Origin of the sequence: Paenibacillus vulneris, assembly GCF_039543185.1 — a bacterium.
Lineage (GTDB): Bacteria > Bacillota > Bacilli > Paenibacillales > NBRC-103111 > Paenibacillus_S > Paenibacillus_S vulneris.
The window spans coordinates 277,292-294,104 of record NZ_BAABJG010000027.1 but is presented as its reverse complement, the minus strand read 5'-3'; the positions used below and the strand labels follow the sequence as shown (position 1 = coordinate 294,104).

At 50.8% G+C, this 16,813-nt stretch carries 13 protein-coding genes and 1 pseudogene; 4 read left to right on the top strand and 10 right to left on the bottom strand.

The features are described 5' to 3' along the window. Positions 1–169: 169 nt before the first annotated feature. The 5 genes and pseudogenes from ABEA66_RS24295 to ABEA66_RS24280 all read right to left on the bottom strand — a co-directional run bounded on the left by ABEA66_RS24295 (position 170) and on the right by ABEA66_RS24280 (position 4,942). Positions 170–442: a glycine zipper domain-containing protein gene (locus ABEA66_RS24295; RefSeq protein ID WP_377741472.1), complete on the bottom strand. Its 273-nt coding sequence runs from the start codon at positions 440–442 to the stop codon at positions 170–172. 23 nt (positions 443–465) lie between these two features. After that, positions 466–1,467, bottom strand: a complete 1,002-nt coding sequence (locus ABEA66_RS24290) for an NAD(P)-dependent alcohol dehydrogenase (RefSeq protein WP_345591546.1) — start codon at positions 1,465–1,467, stop codon at positions 466–468. 235 nt (positions 1,468–1,702) lie between these two features. Continuing rightward, positions 1,703–1,859, bottom strand: a pseudogene (locus ABEA66_RS36410) (IS1595 family transposase); the annotation flags it as partial. An 89-nt stretch (positions 1,860–1,948) separates the two neighbouring features. Beyond that, complete coding sequence (locus tag ABEA66_RS36405; protein ID WP_425571499.1) at positions 1,949–2,269, bottom strand: IS1/IS1595 family N-terminal zinc-binding domain-containing protein; 321 nt, start codon at positions 2,267–2,269, stop codon at positions 1,949–1,951. Positions 2,270–2,407: 138 nt separating this feature from the next. Next, a complete protein-coding gene (locus ABEA66_RS24280) occupies positions 2,408–4,942 on the bottom strand; it encodes an adenosylcobalamin-dependent ribonucleoside-diphosphate reductase (RefSeq protein WP_377741470.1) in 2,535 nt (844 codons plus the stop codon). Between the two features lie 517 nt (positions 4,943–5,459). On the opposite strand from ABEA66_RS24280, the gene dat reads away from it, so the two are divergent. Continuing rightward, positions 5,460–6,305 carry a D-amino-acid transaminase gene (gene dat / locus ABEA66_RS24275; protein ID WP_345591542.1) on the top strand — a complete coding sequence of 282 codons (846 nt, stop codon included), beginning with the start codon at positions 5,460–5,462 and terminating at the stop codon, positions 6,303–6,305. A gap of 37 nt (positions 6,306–6,342) precedes the next feature. On the opposite strand, the gene ABEA66_RS24270 is transcribed toward dat, so the two are convergent. Both ABEA66_RS24270 and ABEA66_RS24265 read right to left on the bottom strand, forming a co-directional pair. Then, positions 6,343–7,185, bottom strand: coding sequence for a lipoate--protein ligase family protein (locus tag ABEA66_RS24270; protein WP_345591539.1), 843 nt, complete (start codon positions 7,183–7,185; stop codon positions 6,343–6,345). A 16-nt stretch (positions 7,186–7,201) separates the two neighbouring features. Beyond that, positions 7,202–8,290, bottom strand: coding sequence for a hypothetical protein (locus ABEA66_RS24265; protein WP_345591537.1), 1,089 nt, complete (start codon positions 8,288–8,290; stop codon positions 7,202–7,204). A 159-nt stretch (positions 8,291–8,449) separates the two neighbouring features. Between ABEA66_RS24265 and ABEA66_RS24260 the strand changes: the two genes are divergently transcribed. The 3 genes from ABEA66_RS24260 (at position 8,450) to ABEA66_RS24250 (ending at position 12,350) form a co-directional block, all read left to right on the top strand. Next, on the top strand, positions 8,450–10,258 hold the full coding sequence (locus ABEA66_RS24260; RefSeq protein WP_345591535.1) for a DEAD/DEAH box helicase: 1,809 nt from the start codon (positions 8,450–8,452) through the stop codon (positions 10,256–10,258). After that, a complete protein-coding gene (locus ABEA66_RS24255) occupies positions 10,255–11,289 on the top strand; it encodes a YqhG family protein (RefSeq protein WP_345591533.1) in 1,035 nt (344 codons plus the stop codon). The genes ABEA66_RS24260 and ABEA66_RS24255 overlap by 4 nt, the downstream gene beginning before the upstream one ends. A 149-nt stretch (positions 11,290–11,438) precedes the next feature. Beyond that, positions 11,439–12,350 (top strand): hypothetical protein, encoded by a 912-nt coding sequence (locus ABEA66_RS24250; protein ID WP_345591531.1) that lies wholly within the window; start codon positions 11,439–11,441, stop codon positions 12,348–12,350. Positions 12,351–12,438: 88 nt separating this feature from the next. Here the strand turns inward: ABEA66_RS24250 and ABEA66_RS24245 are convergent, their stop codons facing one another. The 3 genes from ABEA66_RS24245 to ABEA66_RS24235 form a co-directional block, all read right to left on the bottom strand. Beyond that, on the bottom strand, positions 12,439–12,636 hold the full coding sequence (locus tag ABEA66_RS24245) for a YqzE family protein (RefSeq protein ID WP_079908688.1): 198 nt from the start codon (positions 12,634–12,636) through the stop codon (positions 12,439–12,441). Positions 12,637–12,978: 342 nt separating this feature from the next. Further along, complete coding sequence (gene argS / locus ABEA66_RS24240; protein ID WP_345591527.1) at positions 12,979–14,697, bottom strand: arginine--tRNA ligase; 1,719 nt, start codon at positions 14,695–14,697, stop codon at positions 12,979–12,981. Positions 14,698–14,875: 178 nt separating this feature from the next. Continuing rightward, positions 14,876–16,573, bottom strand: coding sequence for a methyl-accepting chemotaxis protein (locus ABEA66_RS24235; protein ID WP_345591525.1), 1,698 nt, complete (start codon positions 16,571–16,573; stop codon positions 14,876–14,878). Between the last annotated feature and the right edge of the window lie 240 nt (positions 16,574–16,813).

The following is a 16,813-nucleotide window of genomic DNA, read 5'->3' as shown; positions in this document are numbered from 1 at the left end:
CTCATATCTCATATAATAAAGAACATATGATTCAACCTTTATTACCCCAAGACGATAGATTTGAAACAAGGTCACATGCTAAAAATAAATTACCAGCTTGATCGCATCCGGTCTGATAATAAATAAGGACGCAGGTTGCTCCCGCGTCCCAATCTTTCGTCAAATAAAGTTACCGATCTTCACCATGATTTTCGGCAGCATGATCGTTATCGTCAACATTTGCTCCGACACTTTCTCCTGCCTTGTTACCTACAGCAGCGCCTACAATGCCGCCAACAATAGTGCCTACAGGACCCAATGCAGAGCCGACTAAGGCTCCCAGGACTCCACCTCCGGCAGTACCTACGGAGCTTTTCCTGCCAAAGCGTTTCGAGCTTTTTCTTGGCGTATAACCTTGGACGAGTTTTGAAAGATGCCCGCCATTGTACGGCGGGTTTTTCAGCTAAAGTTCTCCGCAACTGACTCTCAATGAACCTGTGTTTCCAAATTAATGACTACCTTGCCTACCACGCGACCTTCTCCAAAATACTCAAGTGCTTTTGCTGTGTCCTTTAAAGAAAACCGCCGATCTATAACTGGCTTGACCTGACCTGTTTCAATAAAGGATTTCCATACCAACTGATCGTTATGGTTCGGTTTATGAACTAGTACCTTCACTTTCTTCTTTTCAACCCAAGCGATCAACGGTGACACCAGCAGAGCCTGAAGGATCCGAGGCAGAGAACCGCCAACCATGACATACGTGCCTCCTGATTTGAGTGCTTTCTTGATCTCGAAAATCGAACGATTCCCGACAACATCAAGGATCACGTCGTAACGCCGACCGCTGTTGGTGAAATCTTCTTTCGTATAATCCAGCACGTGATCTGCTCCGATTGAACGCAGCATTTCCAGCTTCTCAGCTCTATCCACACCAGTCACATCAACCTCAAGCAATTTGGCATATTGAATTCCAAATGTACCTACACCGCCGCCCGCCCCATTAATCAAAACCTGATAACCTTTTGAAAGCTTTCCTTTATCACGTAATCCTTGTAAGGCTAGAACAGCCGCTTGTGGAATGGCGGCTGCCTGTTCAAAACTCAAACCTTCAGGTTTTTGTGTCAATGCTTCTTCGTTAGCGCATACATATTCAGCAAACCCGCCCCAACCGCAACCAGAAATGTCTCCAAAAACTTCGTCCCCCTGCCTAAACTTATTGACAGCTGCGCCCACAGAGACTACCCGCCCCGCTATGTCAGCGCCTAGGGTGCGGTAACGGGGCTTGCGAAGTCCGCCAAGTCGGGTCACAAACGGTTTTCCACGTAGGAGATCCCAATCCCAGGAATTCACCGATGCAGCGTGCACTCTGATCAGCACTTCATGATCCAAAGGTTGGGGGATTTCCACTTCTTCCATTCGTAGGACATCGGGTGTTCCGTAGGTATCATACACCAGTGCCCTCATTTTACCTACCCCTTGTTTCACTTGACGACCTCCTTCCAATCCTAAACTAATGTTCATTGCATAGGTCTTTTCTAACATGGTTGAGTCCGACCATTCGCAAAGCACACATTTCTGGTTTCAGCCTAAACTATACTCGCGATCACTCAACAGTATGCCATCCGTCGAAGCCTAGCGTTCGTATTCTTCACAGAGAAAAGGCATGAGGACACCAACATGTTTTTCTTATTCGACGTTGTGTTCTCATATTCCTTGCTGTCAAGATAGCGGAACCACGCCAGGTAATGCTCCAAATATTTAGTTGCCACACCGTTGAAACGGTCCATCCACTTCTTCAGACGGCTATGGTAGCTGTTGACGTTCTGGATATGGTAAACGCCTTTGACGCGCTGTTTCCCATCGGACTTGAAACGGTAATGTGCTTAAGCGCAGCGAGAATCTTATGGCGCCAGTAAAAGAGGGTCACGCATGAAACCTCTTCATACATCAGTTCGATAAAGCGAACCTACAGATGAGGTCGCCGCGTCCGCTGGAGAGGCGTATTCGTCAGGTCATTGAACGTTTGAAGGCAAGACTTGCAGCGATAACGTTGGCGTTTGACCGCTCCCGCTCGTGTTGTAATTGTGTACTTTCCGAAACGAACAACGCTATGGCTATGGCAATGCGGGCAAACCAGCCCGTCTTTATGCTTTTGCTCTTGATTTTCATCAATCACTCGGGAAGGAGCTGCCCCACCTTTGGTTTCCGACTGCAAAAAGAGAGTAAGCTGTTGCTTGTCCTTACTGTCCAAGCCCTTAGCGAGTTTTATCAGTTCCTTTATATCCATAGGGTAATCAGCTCCAAACCATATGATTACCCTCACTATAGAACGAATGTTCGTAAACATCAAATATCAACAATAAGGTTTAACATAGCCTAAATAAAAAAAGAGAGGGACTCCCCCGGGCTCCCCCTCTCTTTACCCTTAACTACATCTGCTATAGCCGCAGTTGCTGCAGTTTTTGCAGCCCTCGGTGTTAATAAGTGAAGCACTGCCGCAGGATGGGCACAAGTCGAGCGAAGTTGCCGACTGGCGGTTCACTGCGTATTGGGCCGTCGTCTCTGTGACGACTTCCTGAGTTGCTGTGACGTAAGCGTCCGCCTCGTCGGAGAAATCGCCGTGCATCTCCAGCGCCTTGGCTACCGCATCCGCAATCGATTCGACGCGGTTGGCGCCGAAACCAATCGCACCGGAGCCTCCAATGCCTTTGAGATGCTTTGTCAGAAGCTGCACCTTGTTGCCATGGTCGCCGTATCGCAAGAACAAAGAAATGACTCGGCCTAATGCCTCAGACATCGCGAACACATCGGAGCCCGCTTTCCCAACGTTCAAGAAGATTTCACTCGGAGAGCCGTTCATATCGTTAATCGTAATGTAGGCCATTCCGAACGGTGTATTGAATTTATAAGTAGCGCCGCGCAGGATTTGCGGACGGCGTTTATATTCCTTATCCACTACCGTGCCAGGCTTCGCATCGGTAGAAACCGCCATGGATTGAAGCACGCTGCTAACTGCTTTGAGTTCCTCGCCCGCTTGTGGCGCCTCCGGTTTCGCTTCAGCCTTCAACGTCTCCGCAGGAGCAGAAGTCTCCTCCTTCTTATCCGTGGAAAGTACCTGCACATCGCGGCTGCCGTCACGATAAATCGTTACCCCTTTGCAGCCAAGATCGAAGGCAAGCTCATACAATCGCTTGGTTTCTTCTACGGTGAAATCGGAAGGACAGTTGGCCGTCTTCGAGATGGAGCTGTCGACCCATTTCTGAATAGCGGCTTGGGCTCGAATATGATCCTCCGCCGACAAATCCATCGCCGTCACAAAGTAGTCGGGAAGCTCCTCATTCGGATGAGCGTCCTTCCATTCTTGGGCAATAGGCACATACTGCTTGTCGAAGCCTAGACGGCTCTGCCGATAGTACTCGAATGCGAAGTACGGCTCGATCCCCGTAGAGGTTCCAACCATGGTCCCTGTGCTGCCTGTAGGTGCTTGCGTAATAACAGTAACGTTGCGCATACCCTTTTTCTGAATGGCTGTTCCAACCTCGGGATAGACGCTCGTCATCGACTTCATGAAGCCGCTTTGCAGGAACGGCTCAGCCTCGAATTTCTCGAAGCTGCCCTTCTCGGCGGCAATATCTGCCGAAGCAAGGTAAGCTTCTTTGGCGATAAAACCGTAAAGCTGATCCAGGAATACGAGCGACTCCGGACTCCCGTAACGAATCTCCAGCTTGATCATCAGCTCTGCCAGACCCATCGTACCGAGCCCTACACGGCGTTCGCCCTGCTGGTTGATCCGGTTTTGCTCGAAATGGTACGGCGTTTTATCTATAACGTTATCAAGGAAGCGTGTGGAGTAGCGAACGACCTTGCTGAGTTCGTCCCATGCTACGTCCTGCTTATCCTCATCATAGAATCGGGATAAATTGATCGCCGACAAATTGCAGACGCCCCAGGCCGGCAGCCCCTGCTCCCCGCAAGGATTGGTGCAAATAATCGGATTAAAGTACCAGCTGTTAGACATCTGGTTATAATACTCCATGAATACGACGCCGGGCTCTGCCGATTTCCACGCCGATTCAATAATCGTATGCCATACATCGCGCGCCTTCACCGTGCGGTACACGTTCACCTGCTTGCCGAGCTTCTTCCATTTGTCCAAATCTCCGTCCCAGAGCTCATCATACTCTGGGTCCGTCGTATCAGGATAGACAAGATCCCAGTTCAGATCTTCCTTCACGGCCTTCATGAAGCCGTTGCTGACGCAGACGGACAGATTGGCATTCGTGATTTGTCCCATCGTTTGCTTGACAGTAATAAAGTCTACGACATCCGGGTGCCAGTCGTTCATCATGAGCATCAAGGCGCCGCGGCGGCTGCCCCCCTGCTCGATCAGACCGGTCGTATAGCTGAACAATCCGCCCCAGGATACGGCACCGCTTGAGGAGCCGTTAACTCCTTTTACTACAGCGCGGCGCGGACGCAATGAGGATAGATTGATGCCGACGCCGCCTCCGCGCGCCATAATCTCTGTCATTTCGGAGAGCGTGCTCATTATGCCTCCGCGGCTGTCATGCGGTGACGGAATAACATAGCAGTTAAACAGCGTCAGCTCATCGCTGGCATCCGCGCCTGCAGCAATCCTGCCTCCGGGAACCAGCTTCCAATCATCCAATATATATCTGAATTTATGAGTCCACTCGTCCTGCTTCTCGGGGGTTGCTTCGACTGAGGCCATGGCCCGGGCCAACCGGTCCCACAGCTGCTCCGGTGTTTTCTCCAATGTTAAAGTAAGCTTTTCTACGGAAGATTCCACTATATCTCCGCTGCGAAGCTTTACACGAACTTGCTTACCGTCTCTAGAGATGACCTCGCCGACTTCCTTGGCCGGAAATTTAGGATCGTCCTTCGTTAAAACAAGTACGGTATCTCCAACCTGTGTATGGTTCGTATCCGCGTCCTTCATCGCGTAGCGGTCTAGAAATATTTTTTCACTTAATCCCTCGAGTTTATTGCCGTTCACCGTGTTCAATACAACAACCTCCCGAAAATTAAACTGCAACAAATATCACAATATCTGGTATGCATTATCCATTATACAATACAATATATAGTGCTTCTAATGGGCCAGTAGCGGAATTTGGAAATTAGGACAAGACGTCGAGCCGAATGCTCCTATTTGCTCCTTTATTCGCTTTTTTTCGTTAACACCAGCTTCATTTTATTCGACAAAAATCAGTGCTTCCCAGTGGCGAAAAATGGTCAATTAGAGTCCGGAGACCTATTGGCATCCTGCTAAAAATCGTTGCACCCTCAGGGCGATCCATTCGATTTTGACATCTGTTTCTATCATTGATAACCTATTTGAGTAGCAGCGAAAATGATAATCGTCAGCCTATCCGTTGATTGGTATTATAACATAGTTTATGCAAAAACAGCAAACATATGTTCCTGTATATTTTGCCCTAAGGAGGCCCGTTTGAATGTATTTATACCAAAATGAGTTTGTTTCCAAGGAGCAGGTCCGCATATCTCCGGATGATCGCGGCTACTATTTCGGAGACGGGGTATACGAGGTGTTCCGTGTCTACAACGGCATTTTGTTTGAAGCCGAAGGCCACTACGAACGACTGGAGAAAAGCGCCAGAGATGTGCGGATTCCGCTCCCTTATTCAACGCGGCATCTGGATAAGCTGCTGAACCAATTGATCCGGCTGAACGAGCTTGCGGAGGGTACGGTTTATATGCAAATTACCCGTGGCGCCGCACCAAGATCTCACCCATTCCCTGCACAAGCTGAGCCGGTGCTCATGGCTTACACGACGGAGATGGCCAGACCTTTTGAAACCATGGAGAAGGGGATAACAGCTGTCACCATGGAGGATATCCGCTGGCTTCGCTGTGACCTGAAGACATTGAACCTGCTTCCTAACGTTATGGCCAAGCAGCATGCGCTGGATCAAGGGGCTCATGAAGTCATACTGCACCGCAGCGGAACCGTTACGGAATGCAGCGCCTCGAACATGATGATCGTCAAGAACGGAGAGCTCAGAACGCATCCCGCCAACCACCTGATTTTGCATGGCATTACCCGGGCTTTTGTGCTTCAGCTGGCTCGCCAGCTCAACCTCCCCGTTCGGGAAGAAGCGTTTACTCTTGATGATCTGCGGACGGCTGACGAAGCTTTTATTACCGGAACGACCACGGAGATTACTCCGATCATCCGTATTGATAAGCAAACAGTAGGCCAGGGAGTACCCGGACCGGTCACAGTGAAGCTCCAAAGAGCCTTTGAAGAGCGTCTTCCCAAAGCAGCAATAAAGAGCTGATCTTTCTCCCCCTACGCAGCAAAAAACCTTCGGAGAATCATCTCCGAAGGTTCCATTCATCGTTGGCATATTTGTCTGCCATCAGCTGCTCGACTAGCGACAGCTCGTATTCCGTCAGCCCGCTTTCCTCCAGCTCCACGTTCAATCCTTCCGCCATTCCTTCCCGGAATGCGCGTTCCACATCCTGAAGCTGTACCGGCGCTCTGCCTAATTCCCGGCAAATATCGTTGATGGCCACGGCTTTTTGCGTAAATTGCTGCTTCAATCTGGCTTGAATCCGCTCATTTTTGAATTGCAGTACGCGAAACAGCTGATCGGTGTCCATGTCCAGCAGAATCGAGCCATGCTGCAGAACGACCTGCTTCTGCCGGGTTTGAGCGCTGCCGGCAATTTTGCGCCCTTCGACCACGAGCTCATACCACGATGGAGAGTCAAAGCACGCCGCAGAGCCCATGGAAGCATACTTGCTCTTCTCTTCCTCCGTAGCCAGATGAACCATTTGCGCATCCAGCCCCAGCTTCTGGAAGCCGAACAGCAGCCCTTCACTCAGAACCCGATAAGCTTCCGTTACACCGCTCGGAATGCCAGGATAGCTCTCCGAGACGATGATGCTGTACGTCAATTCCTTATCATGCAGTACGGCACGGCCGCCTGTCGGCCTGCGGACAAAGCCAAGCCCTTCCTTTTGGAGCTGTTCAAAATGAACCTCCTCCGACTTTTGAAAATATCCTATCGATAGCGTCGGCGGATTCCATCCGTAGAATCGGACCGTAGGCCCCGACTTTCCTTCGCTGTGCGCGATCAGAATCGCTTCGTCCACAGCCATATTATAAGCGGGATGCTGCAATCCCGAGGAAATAAACCGCCATGTCGGCTTCATGCTGTCTAACCGCCTTTCATCTTTTCCCGCAAATTTCCTTGCCTTCCGTTAACTCCTCCAGCTTGAATTCAAGCTGCGGCTTCTCGGTCGCATCCAAACCGACTAAAGCAATCGCCCCGTCCTCTCCGAGAACGGCGAATTGATCGCCAAGCGTCGTGATGCTTACCGGCCGATGATCCCAAGCCAGCTGCATCTGTTTATGGCTTTTCAAATCCAGCAGAGCCAGAGGCTTCTCAATGTCCGGAGTGTTGTTCGTCACGTCAAAACGATCAATTAGCATTTTACCTTGCAGAGCGGATATCGTAAAGGAATAAGGCCTCGTATTGGATACAAAATTGCTTGTAAGCTCGTAAGGCACCTGCTGCGGATTAAACTTGAATATTTTATTGGACCATTCCGTCTTCTTTCGCTGAGAGATCATCATGTATACTTCCCCGTTCGAATCGATGCTGACTTGATCGAGGGGATACCGTCTGGCCTCCTGGATCATCTTGCCCCAGTCCCCGCTTTGCAAATCGGCCTTATACAAGTTGGAGCTGGTATCCGCATTGTTGGAGGTGACGAAATAGACCTCCTTGCCGGAGCCTCTAATATCCTCTACGCCGCCGGGCACAAGCCATTCCTTCACCCATTTATGCTCCTTGAGCTGGTAAATGCCGACCTTGGTCATGTCCGTCCCTTTTTGAGCCGTTGTTTCAGCGGACGATACGAACATCCAATCCCCATACACATAGCTGTGCTTAGGCGATAGCTGCGGAGTGGCATATTGGGCAAAATGGTCCGACTGCTTGTCCCTTATATAGAAGCCCTTGAACGCTTTGGCATCCTCGGGATTGTACACCGTGATCACCGTATGATCCGAGGTATAATTGATGCTGCTTATCGGCTGGGACGTCTGCAAAATCAGCTTGCCCTGCTGTGTCTTGCTGTTAACGGAAAATACCTGATGGTTATCGGTCACCAGCAAATCTCCGGTTTCATCGATGGCCTGAGTGGTCTCGGCGTCAATCGTAGTCAGCTTCGGTTTCACGTCCCTGCTTACATAATGGTACAGGCCAAATCCGATCAGGACAACCGCAGCAAGAGAGGTTAGCCATACCTTCAATACCCATCCTTCCTTTCCCACCTTGTATTTAATCATCATATAGCATTCATGCGGGTTATGAAAGTAGTTCTTTTCGTCCATACTAATTTTTAACGCTTTACCCTTATGTTTGCCAGCTTTCCTTCTATGTAAGGAAGCGTCAAAAGGAGTGGCATGCTAATGCAACCAACAGACAAACAAGAACACGTGCGGCCTTTTAACGAACATGTACAGCTGCATTATGAGCGGGAATGGTTCGAGCAATTACACGAAAGAGCGCTTCGCAACGGTCCGTGGGATGACTGGACGTTGTATCAGCTTGCCTATGAAGCCGAGAAGTCGACGCTGATTTCCAGCTTTGACCAGCTGCAATCACTCGTTCATATCCAAAATGTAACTCCAATGCCCCATCAAATTGAAACGGCTAAGAGAGTGCTGACCGAAATGCGCGGAAGAGCGATATTGGCCGACGAGGTGGGCTTAGGCAAAACGATTGAAGCCGGGTTGATATTAAAAGAATATATGATTCGCGGCCTGGTCAAAAAAGTGCTGATTCTCGTCCCTGCCTCCCTTGTGCTGCAATGGGTGCGGGAGCTGAATCAGAAATTCGGCATTGCAGCCGTTGCACAGAAAAAGGAATATATGTGGGCGCAGTACGACGTTATCGTTGCTTCCATGGATACGGCCAAGCGCGATCCGCACCGGGAAATCGTCCTTGGGATGGAATACGATATGCTGATTGTCGATGAGGCTCATAAGCTTAAGAACAAGAAAACGACCAACTACCAATTCATCAATGAGCTCCGCAAAAAGTATTGCCTGCTCTTGACCGCAACGCCGGTGCAGAACGATTTGGGCGAGCTGTATAACTTGATTACGCTGCTGAAGCCTGGACAGCTTGGCGGGCATGGCAGCTTTCAGGCCAATTTCGTCGTTGATAAACGCATTCCGAAAAATGAAGATCAGCTGCAGCAGGAGCTGTCGAAGGTGATGATCCGCAATCGACGAAGCGACGGCAACGTGCACTTCACCAAGCGAATCGTCCGCAACATTCCGCTTACGCTGTCCCCCGAGGAGCAAGCGCTTTACGACGGTGTCACCGACTTCGTCAAAAACCGCTATGAAGAATCCAAGGGCGATCTCAGCAGCATCTTATCGCTCGTAACCCTTCAGCGGGAGGTATGCAGCAGCCGCGATGCTGTATTCATAACGCTGGTCAATATGTTCAAGAAGACAGCGGAGGATTCCCCGATACGTCCGCGTATTTGGCAGCTGGTGGAGCTGATCCGCAGCATTAAAGCGAATACGAAGGCGGAGAAGGTGATGGAGCTGATCCGGGAGATTAATGATAAGGTCATCATCTTCACGGAATATCGGGCCTCTCAGGAGTATTTGATTCAATATTTGAAGGAGCACAAGATTTCGGCTGTTCCTTACCGCGGCGGGATGAACCGGGGCAAAAAAGACTGGATGATGGATTTATTCCGCAACCGCGCCCAGGTCCTGGTCGCTACCGAAGCCGGAGGCGAGGGCATCAATCTGCAGTTTTGCCATAACATGATCAACTTCGACCTCCCATGGAATCCGATGAGAGTGGAGCAGCGGATTGGCCGCGTCCATCGGCTCGGCCAGCAGGATGATGTACACATCTATAACTTATCTACCAAGGGAACGATAGAAGAATATATTTTGTCCCTGCTCCATGAAAAGATCAACATGTTCGAGCTCGTCATCGGGGAGCTCGATACCATTCTTGAACGGTTTGAGAAAACAAATTCGCTGGAGAAGCATTTGGCCCAAATGATTCTCTCCTCCTCCGGAGAAGAAGATATCCGCCGACAAATGGACGATCTCGGGCGGTCGTTGTCTACCATCCGCTCGGAGGTAGAAAGAGAGAGCCAGGCCCAGGAAGGGAACAGGCTGACCGCCATGCTGGATGCCGTTGGCCAAACTGCTCCGATTTCCGGCGAAGCGGAGGTGTCTCCATGAAAACGGAGGAAATTCAGAGCTTTGTTATGCGCTACTTGGAAGCGGAGAATTGCGACATTCTGGAGAAGCATCCGGCTTATGTCACCGTGAAGCTCTCTCCCTCCGCAGATAAGGAGCTTACCTACCGGCCCTATTATTGGAGCTTCGTAGAGCGCACCGGTGTCGCACCGGAGACCATGACCTGCACCTTCATCTTCGATCCGGAGGCGTATAAGGCGTCCTCCGCCGCTGCAGCCACAGCGGCAGGGCCCGGCCAGACCGTATCCCCGGCTCCTCAAGCGCAGCTGCCCGGGATGGCGGCGCAGGCTGCCGGGGCAGCTCCGGGAGGGCCGCCCGGGCCGCCTGCGCAGCAGGACAGTATCCTGGGGCGTTACTTCGGCTTCGTTCCGACCCAGATGACCGCCCGTGTACCGAAGGACGAGGTCACGTTCGGGAGCCGCAGGCTGGAGCAAATTTTCCAGGCGGTCCGCAGCAAGGGCCGGTTTGTTCATCTATTCGAGCAGCATAAGCCCGAGCAGCAGAGCAAAGCCTCTCCCTTGTCTACAACGGCCTACGAAACCTGGATGCAGGTGAATTATAAAGTAGAGTTTGCTTGTGATATGAAGCGAAGCGAAATCCATTCTCTCGGCTTCCAGATGAACACGGGGGAAATCTGTGAGAACTTCCAGGAACGGCTGCGGGACAAACGCTTGTCGCCGAGAATTCCGGCTCAGGTCTATATGATTCCTGATAAATTCACGCTGCCTCGAGCCGTCATTTACTTGGAGCAGCACCTGGAGACGATTTTGCATGGCTACGACCATTCCTGGGCTGAAGAAGCCCAGCTGCGCCTTGCCGATGAGCTTCAACGGATTCGCTCCTATTACGAACCGATGATTCTCAATACGGATATTGAAAAACGTCAGGAAATCGAAGCTCAATATGCTAACCGCAGGCAGGAAATCGATTGGCAGTTCCGGCCCCGCATCCTAATATCCGCCATCAATTGCGGACTGTTTCACCTTCACGCAAGAAATCCGGCTATGAACTGACGAATTGCGCCAAAAAAAGAAGCAAACTTTTTTTTGCAGCGTTACAGGTTCTAACAAACTTTTCAAGGCATATTTTATACAATAAGGGCATAGCACTTCCTTCAAGTGACAGCATCCGTGCCCGATATCCAAGACAAGCAGGTGAAAGGATGAAACGATCGACAATATGGCTCGCCGGGCTTTTTCTGTGGACAAGCCTCCTGGCAGCGAAGCCGCTTCATACGGCAGCGCTTCCCGATAACCCGCCGATCCCGGCAACCGCACTTGCACCCGCGACGTCGGATCTAACCGTCACCAGCCCGACCTTCATGGATGCGGTCAACGGCTGGGTGAAGCGTATTTCCAGCGAGCAGGGCTTTGAAGCCTGGAAGCAGGCCTCTTGGACGAGCTACCCTCTCGGTCCGGGCACTCACGGTTGGATCGTGCTGCTCAAAGCAGGGACGGCGGAGGTTGGCTACATGGTTATTTACGCCGCAGACCCGAATGATCCGACCAAGTATCGTCTCGCCGAGTACGGCAGAGGCAGCAAGCCGCTATTCAGCTTGAACACTCTGTACCAGTCGCTGGTACAGCTTGAACTTATTCATTCCTCTTACAAGGCAGAACGCTGGTATTTCGGACCCTTGTACGCCGTCTGGAAAGTAACCTCGGGAACGGAGCAGTTTATCATCGATGCCAAGAGCGGAGAAGTACTCCCGCTTACCTCCGATAAGCAGCTCGAGGAGGTACCATCGGATAAAGAGCCCGCGTCATCCGTACTGACCAAGCATTCCATAATGTCAAGCCTTCAGCTTGAATCCTTCGATCCCTATGACCGGCTTCCGTGGGTCAAGGGTACTCCGGTTTCATTGGATACGTTCGGGACGCTTGCAAACGCTCTCAAGCAGCAAAGCAGGCTCACGTACGTCGCAGAGCTGTACAACGGCTCCATCACTTTACCATTGGCCGTGACCGGGTACCATCAATGGACGAATGAAGAAGCGTTCCTGCTGCTGGAGCAGGACGGACCCAGGGCTATTCCCTATTCCGCAGCTTCCAAGCTGGGCAAACTATTCCATTAGGTTTTTCTCCTCCTCTCCTATATAGAAAAGCTTCCCGCCTCTTAAGCTCGAAGAGTATTTCTACTTCGTGGCCAAGGAGAGAAGCTTTTCATTTTTTTTTGCGCCAAATAAGGCTCTCTATCCACATTCGGAGCGCTAACGGAAGCATCCCGAACCATCGGTATTGCCATTGCTCCCGCATCTCTCTCTGGGTTGCACGGGTTTGCTTGCGAATCTCTCTCGGCGTCTCCATATACTTGACGAATTGCTCGGTCATATATTTGACCAGCTCATCTCCTTTGGCCATAAGCCATCCGCCTCCCTGGTTCATATGGTACCATTGTTGCCACTTTGTCCAAGCGCTCATACTCTTCCAGGATGAAATTATTCGCCATAGAACCACAGTTCATCAGACCTTCCAGGTCTAGTTTCTATAGTTCGTGTGCTGAAGGATTTGCCTTGATGAGAAAAAACGGTTTTGCGCGAACTATGCTACATATAGAGGCAGGGGATGCCTTGAGGGGGTTACATCCAACTTTCCGTGTCTAAACCAATACGTTTGTGCATGAATGAAATGGTGTGGAGCTCCAACGAGACAAAAAAAATCACCCGATCCCCTTCGTTTTCACGAGGACATCGGGTGAATGGGTTACATTTTTTCCGGGGCTTCGATCCCGATTAACGCTAAACCGTTGCGGATCGTGAATTGCGTACATTTCACCAGCGCCAGACGCGCTTGGCGAAGCGCCTGATCCTCCACCAGAATCGGACATTCGTGGTAGAAACGGTTGAAGCTTTGCGACAGATCGACCAAATAGCGGCTGACAATCGAAGGCTCGAGCTTATGCATCGACTGCTCAACACGCTCCTTGAACAAGTACAGCTGCTTCAGCAGACCTTGCGACTCGGCATTTTGCAGCAGCGAGGCATCGATTTGCTCCAGCTTCGCATCGAATGCGATGGAATCTCCGCCGTTGGCTTTGCGCAGCACGCTGCATGCGCGGGTATGTGTATATTGAACGTAAGGGCCTGTCTCGCCGTCGAAGTTCAAGGCAACATCCCAGGAGAACACGATATCTTTAATCCGGTTATTGCTCAAGTCATTGAAAATGATAGCTCCCACGCCGACTTGGCGGGCAACCTCATCCTTATTTTCCAGATTCGGATTCTTTTCCTCAATAATCGCTTTGGTCTTCTCGATCGCCTGCGTCAGCAGCTCTTCCAGACGAATCACGTTTCCTTTGCGAGTCGACAGCTTGGCGCCCTCCAGGCTGACTTTACCGAATGGCACATGCACAAGGCGGTCCGCCCATTCGTAGCCCATCAGCTCGATGACTTTAAACCATTGCTGGAAGTGCAGGCTTTGCCCTGCATCCGTCACATAGATACATTTATCAAAATCATAGGTGTTCTTGCGGTAGATCGCCGCCGTAACGTCCCGTGTATGATACAGTGTGCCGCCGTCCTTCTTGATCATCAAGGCTGGAGGCATGTTGTATTCGTCCAGGCGTACCAATAGCGCGCCTTGGTCCTCTTCAAGCAGATTTTTCTGCTTCAGCTCCTCTACAACAGCGGCCATTTTATCGTTATAGAAGCTCTCGCCTGCATAAGAATCAAAGTGAACGCCCAGCAGGTCATATATTTTTTGGAATTCCTTCAAGCTGATTTCAACGAACCATCTCCACAGCTGCAGCGCTTCTTCGTCCCCCTGCTCCAGCTTTACGAACCAAGAGCGGGCTTCATCTTCAAGCTCCGGCTTTACGTCGGCCTCGTCGTGAAATTTCACGTACAGGCGCTGCAGCTCGTCGATTCCGTCCGCTTCAACGACACTTTTGTCCCCCCACAGCTTGTACGCTACGATGAGCTTGCCGAACTGGGTTCCCCAGTCGCCCAAGTGGTTAATTCCGATACAATTATAGCCCAGAAACTCAAAAATTTTATAAATGGCGTTCCCGATCATCGTTGTACGCAGGTGACCGATATGGAAGGCTTTGGCAATATTAGGCGAAGAGAAATCCAATGCGATGTTGCGGCCTTGGCCGATATTTTGTGAGCCGTAACGGTCTCCCTTCTCCAGAACCTCGCCAATTACGCTGGATGCGAAGCTTGCCGGCTCCAGAAATACATTGAAATAACCGGATACGGCCTCCACGCGTTGAAACGCAGGATGTCCCTCCCATTGCTGCTTCAATTCCTCTGCAATCGCCTGCGGCGCTTTACGAAGCTGCTTGCTCAATTTAAAGCAGGGTAAAGACAGGTCTCCCATTTGCGGATTCGGCGGGTATTCAACCAAATCTGCAAGGAAATCCTCCGTCACTCCTTCCAGCCTCGAGGCAAGCTGTGCCGCCAATATATTCTTATAATTCATCGTCATAGACCCCTTTCCATCCACCCTGAAAATCAGCTGTTCGTTTCCGTATATTCAAGCAACAAAGCACCCCAAGCGGGGTGCTCGCCATACGTCTTGTGAGTTTGCCATCATTTACATATGTTCATATTATATCTATCATGAAAAATCGAGTCAAGCGGCAGAACCCGCCAAATCCTTACGAAATGCGAAATCTCCGAACAAGCACGTTCAGCTCCTCACACATCGTTTCTATCCTATGTACCGATCCTGTAATCTGCCTCATCGATTCCAGCTGGCCGAGAGATAAGCCCGCCGCCTGGGAGGACTGCACCGAGGAGTTTTTGGCTATGGCAGCCGTCTCCAGCACCGAAGCGGATACCTCCTGCGAGCCTGCCGATATTTGTTCGGATATGGCCGAGATTTCCATAATTTGCTCGTTCGTTTTTTGCGCCTTCTCTACAATGCTATGAAAGCCTCCCGCCATTTGATTCACATAGCTTTTGCCGAGCTCCATCTCTTTCAATTCCCTCTGCATAGCCGCTACCATGTGAGCCACTTTCCCTTGAACCGCTTCTATCAATTCCGCGATGTGCTCGGAGGATCTGCCCGACTGCTCGGCCAGCTTGCGGATTTCGCCTGCGACTACGGCAAAGCCCCGTCCTTCCTCTCCAGCCCTCGACGCTTCAATCGATGCATTAAGCGCCAGCAGATTCGTCTGAGCGGACAGGTCCCTCATCACCCTTACGATTTCCCCTATCTCTTCAGAATGGGCGGACAGCTCACGTACAGCTTGTGAAGAAGATTCGACAGAATGATGAATGGAATCCATTTGGTGCAGCACTTTATCCAAATTGCCGCTTCCTTGCTCAGCCGCTTTTAACGTGTCATACATCATTTCCGCCATCGCCATCGAAGAGTCGGCAATCTCACTCATACCGCGGGAAATCTCCTCCATCGCATTGGCGCTGTCCTCCGTCCCCTTCTCCTGGGCTTCGGCTCCGGCAGCTATTTCTTGTATCGCAGAGGTCATCGTATGAATAGAAGCGACCGTACGGTCCGCGTCTCCCGCGAGCAGCTTGGTCGTCTTGTTTACTTCACGGGAGGTGTCATCAATCGTTTGGATCATTTCCTTCAAATGCGAAGTCATTTGATTAACAGACTGCACCAGGCTGCCGATTTCATCCTTGCTTTTGGACGCGATCGGTTCTCCGGTCAAATCGCCGTCCGCAATGCGGCGGACCCTCTCGCTAATCGCTTCAATCGGCTTGATCATCCGGCTGATCAACAGAAAGGCTATGAATGCGGCAAGGACCGGGAAGATGCCTCCCGTCTGGAGCGTGAACCTCAGCATGGTCCATGTGCGGTTCTCCAGGATGCCGGCGTCAAAGTCGATGGCCATCAAAGCCACGATGTTTTTGGAAGCGTCATGATCTGCATAGATCGGAGCATAGCCCGTCTTCCTTGCTCCTTCTCCGAACGTATAGACAGACGATGCCATCGGGTGCTTCATGCTGACCAGCATATCAACGGCTTCACGATCTATGTAAAAGGAGTCGCCTGCTGTAAAGCCTTCTTTCTCCAGCCGCTTGTCAGCAACGAGCAGCTTCCCGTCCAGACTCATAATAGCGGCGTTTTTGAAAATCGGCTTGTGGTCGACGATCCAGTTCACCTTATCCCTCAAGACTTGGCTAGCCTGACCGTTGGCCAGCTCCTTGATTTCGGCCGGCGTCAGAAGCCCCGAGGTAATGCTTGCACAGCCTATCAATTCATCGCCGGCCGCTTGGTCGATTTGCTTGTAATTGACGTAATAGCCGATGACAAGCAGGGACAAAACACTCGTTACAACAGCAATGACAACTAGCCAAGTCACTTTTCCTACGATTCCCAATCTCATTGAAGACCCCTCTTTTCTTTTTAGCCAAGATGTAGATGTGATTGATTTCATAGTAGCCAGAACTGCTGCAGCCTACTGTGATTTATATCACACCCTCCCTAATTCCCATAAGCTTCCTGACAAAATGTAATGAGTTTGTTACTCTTTGGCCATGGATTAGCTGTTATAATCGTTATGATCCGTGGCGGGCCCCGGAGTCTCTTGGAAACCTGTGAAGCTTGACTCACTGCCAAAAGGCTC

What these genes read in the sequence shown, in the direction of transcription:
- dat (WP_345591542.1), top strand. Translation starts at nt 5,460, where the DNA reads ATGTATTTATACCAAAATGAGTTTGTTTCCAAGGAGCAGGTCCGCATA.
- ABEA66_RS24235 (WP_345591525.1), bottom strand. Translation starts at nt 16,573, where the DNA reads ATGAGATTGGGAATCGTAGGAAAAGTGACTTGGCTAGTTGTCATTGCT.
- ABEA66_RS36405 (WP_425571499.1), bottom strand. Translation starts at nt 2,269, where the DNA reads ATGGATATAAAGGAACTGATAAAACTCGCTAAGGGCTTGGACAGTAAG.
- ABEA66_RS24250 (WP_345591531.1), top strand. Translation starts at nt 11,439, where the DNA reads ATGAAACGATCGACAATATGGCTCGCCGGGCTTTTTCTGTGGACAAGC.
- argS (WP_345591527.1), bottom strand. Translation starts at nt 14,697, where the DNA reads ATGAATTATAAGAATATATTGGCGGCACAGCTTGCCTCGAGGCTGGAA.
- ABEA66_RS24255 (WP_345591533.1), top strand. Translation starts at nt 10,255, where the DNA reads ATGAAAACGGAGGAAATTCAGAGCTTTGTTATGCGCTACTTGGAAGCG.
- ABEA66_RS24270 (WP_345591539.1), bottom strand. Translation starts at nt 7,185, where the DNA reads ATGAAGCCGACATGGCGGTTTATTTCCTCGGGATTGCAGCATCCCGCT.
- ABEA66_RS24245 (WP_079908688.1), bottom strand. Translation starts at nt 12,636, where the DNA reads ATGGCCAAAGGAGATGAGCTGGTCAAATATATGACCGAGCAATTCGTC.
- ABEA66_RS24260 (WP_345591535.1), top strand. Translation starts at nt 8,450, where the DNA reads ATGCAACCAACAGACAAACAAGAACACGTGCGGCCTTTTAACGAACAT.
- ABEA66_RS24280 (WP_377741470.1), bottom strand. Translation starts at nt 4,942, where the DNA reads ATGAAGGACGCGGATACGAACCATACACAGGTTGGAGATACCGTACTT.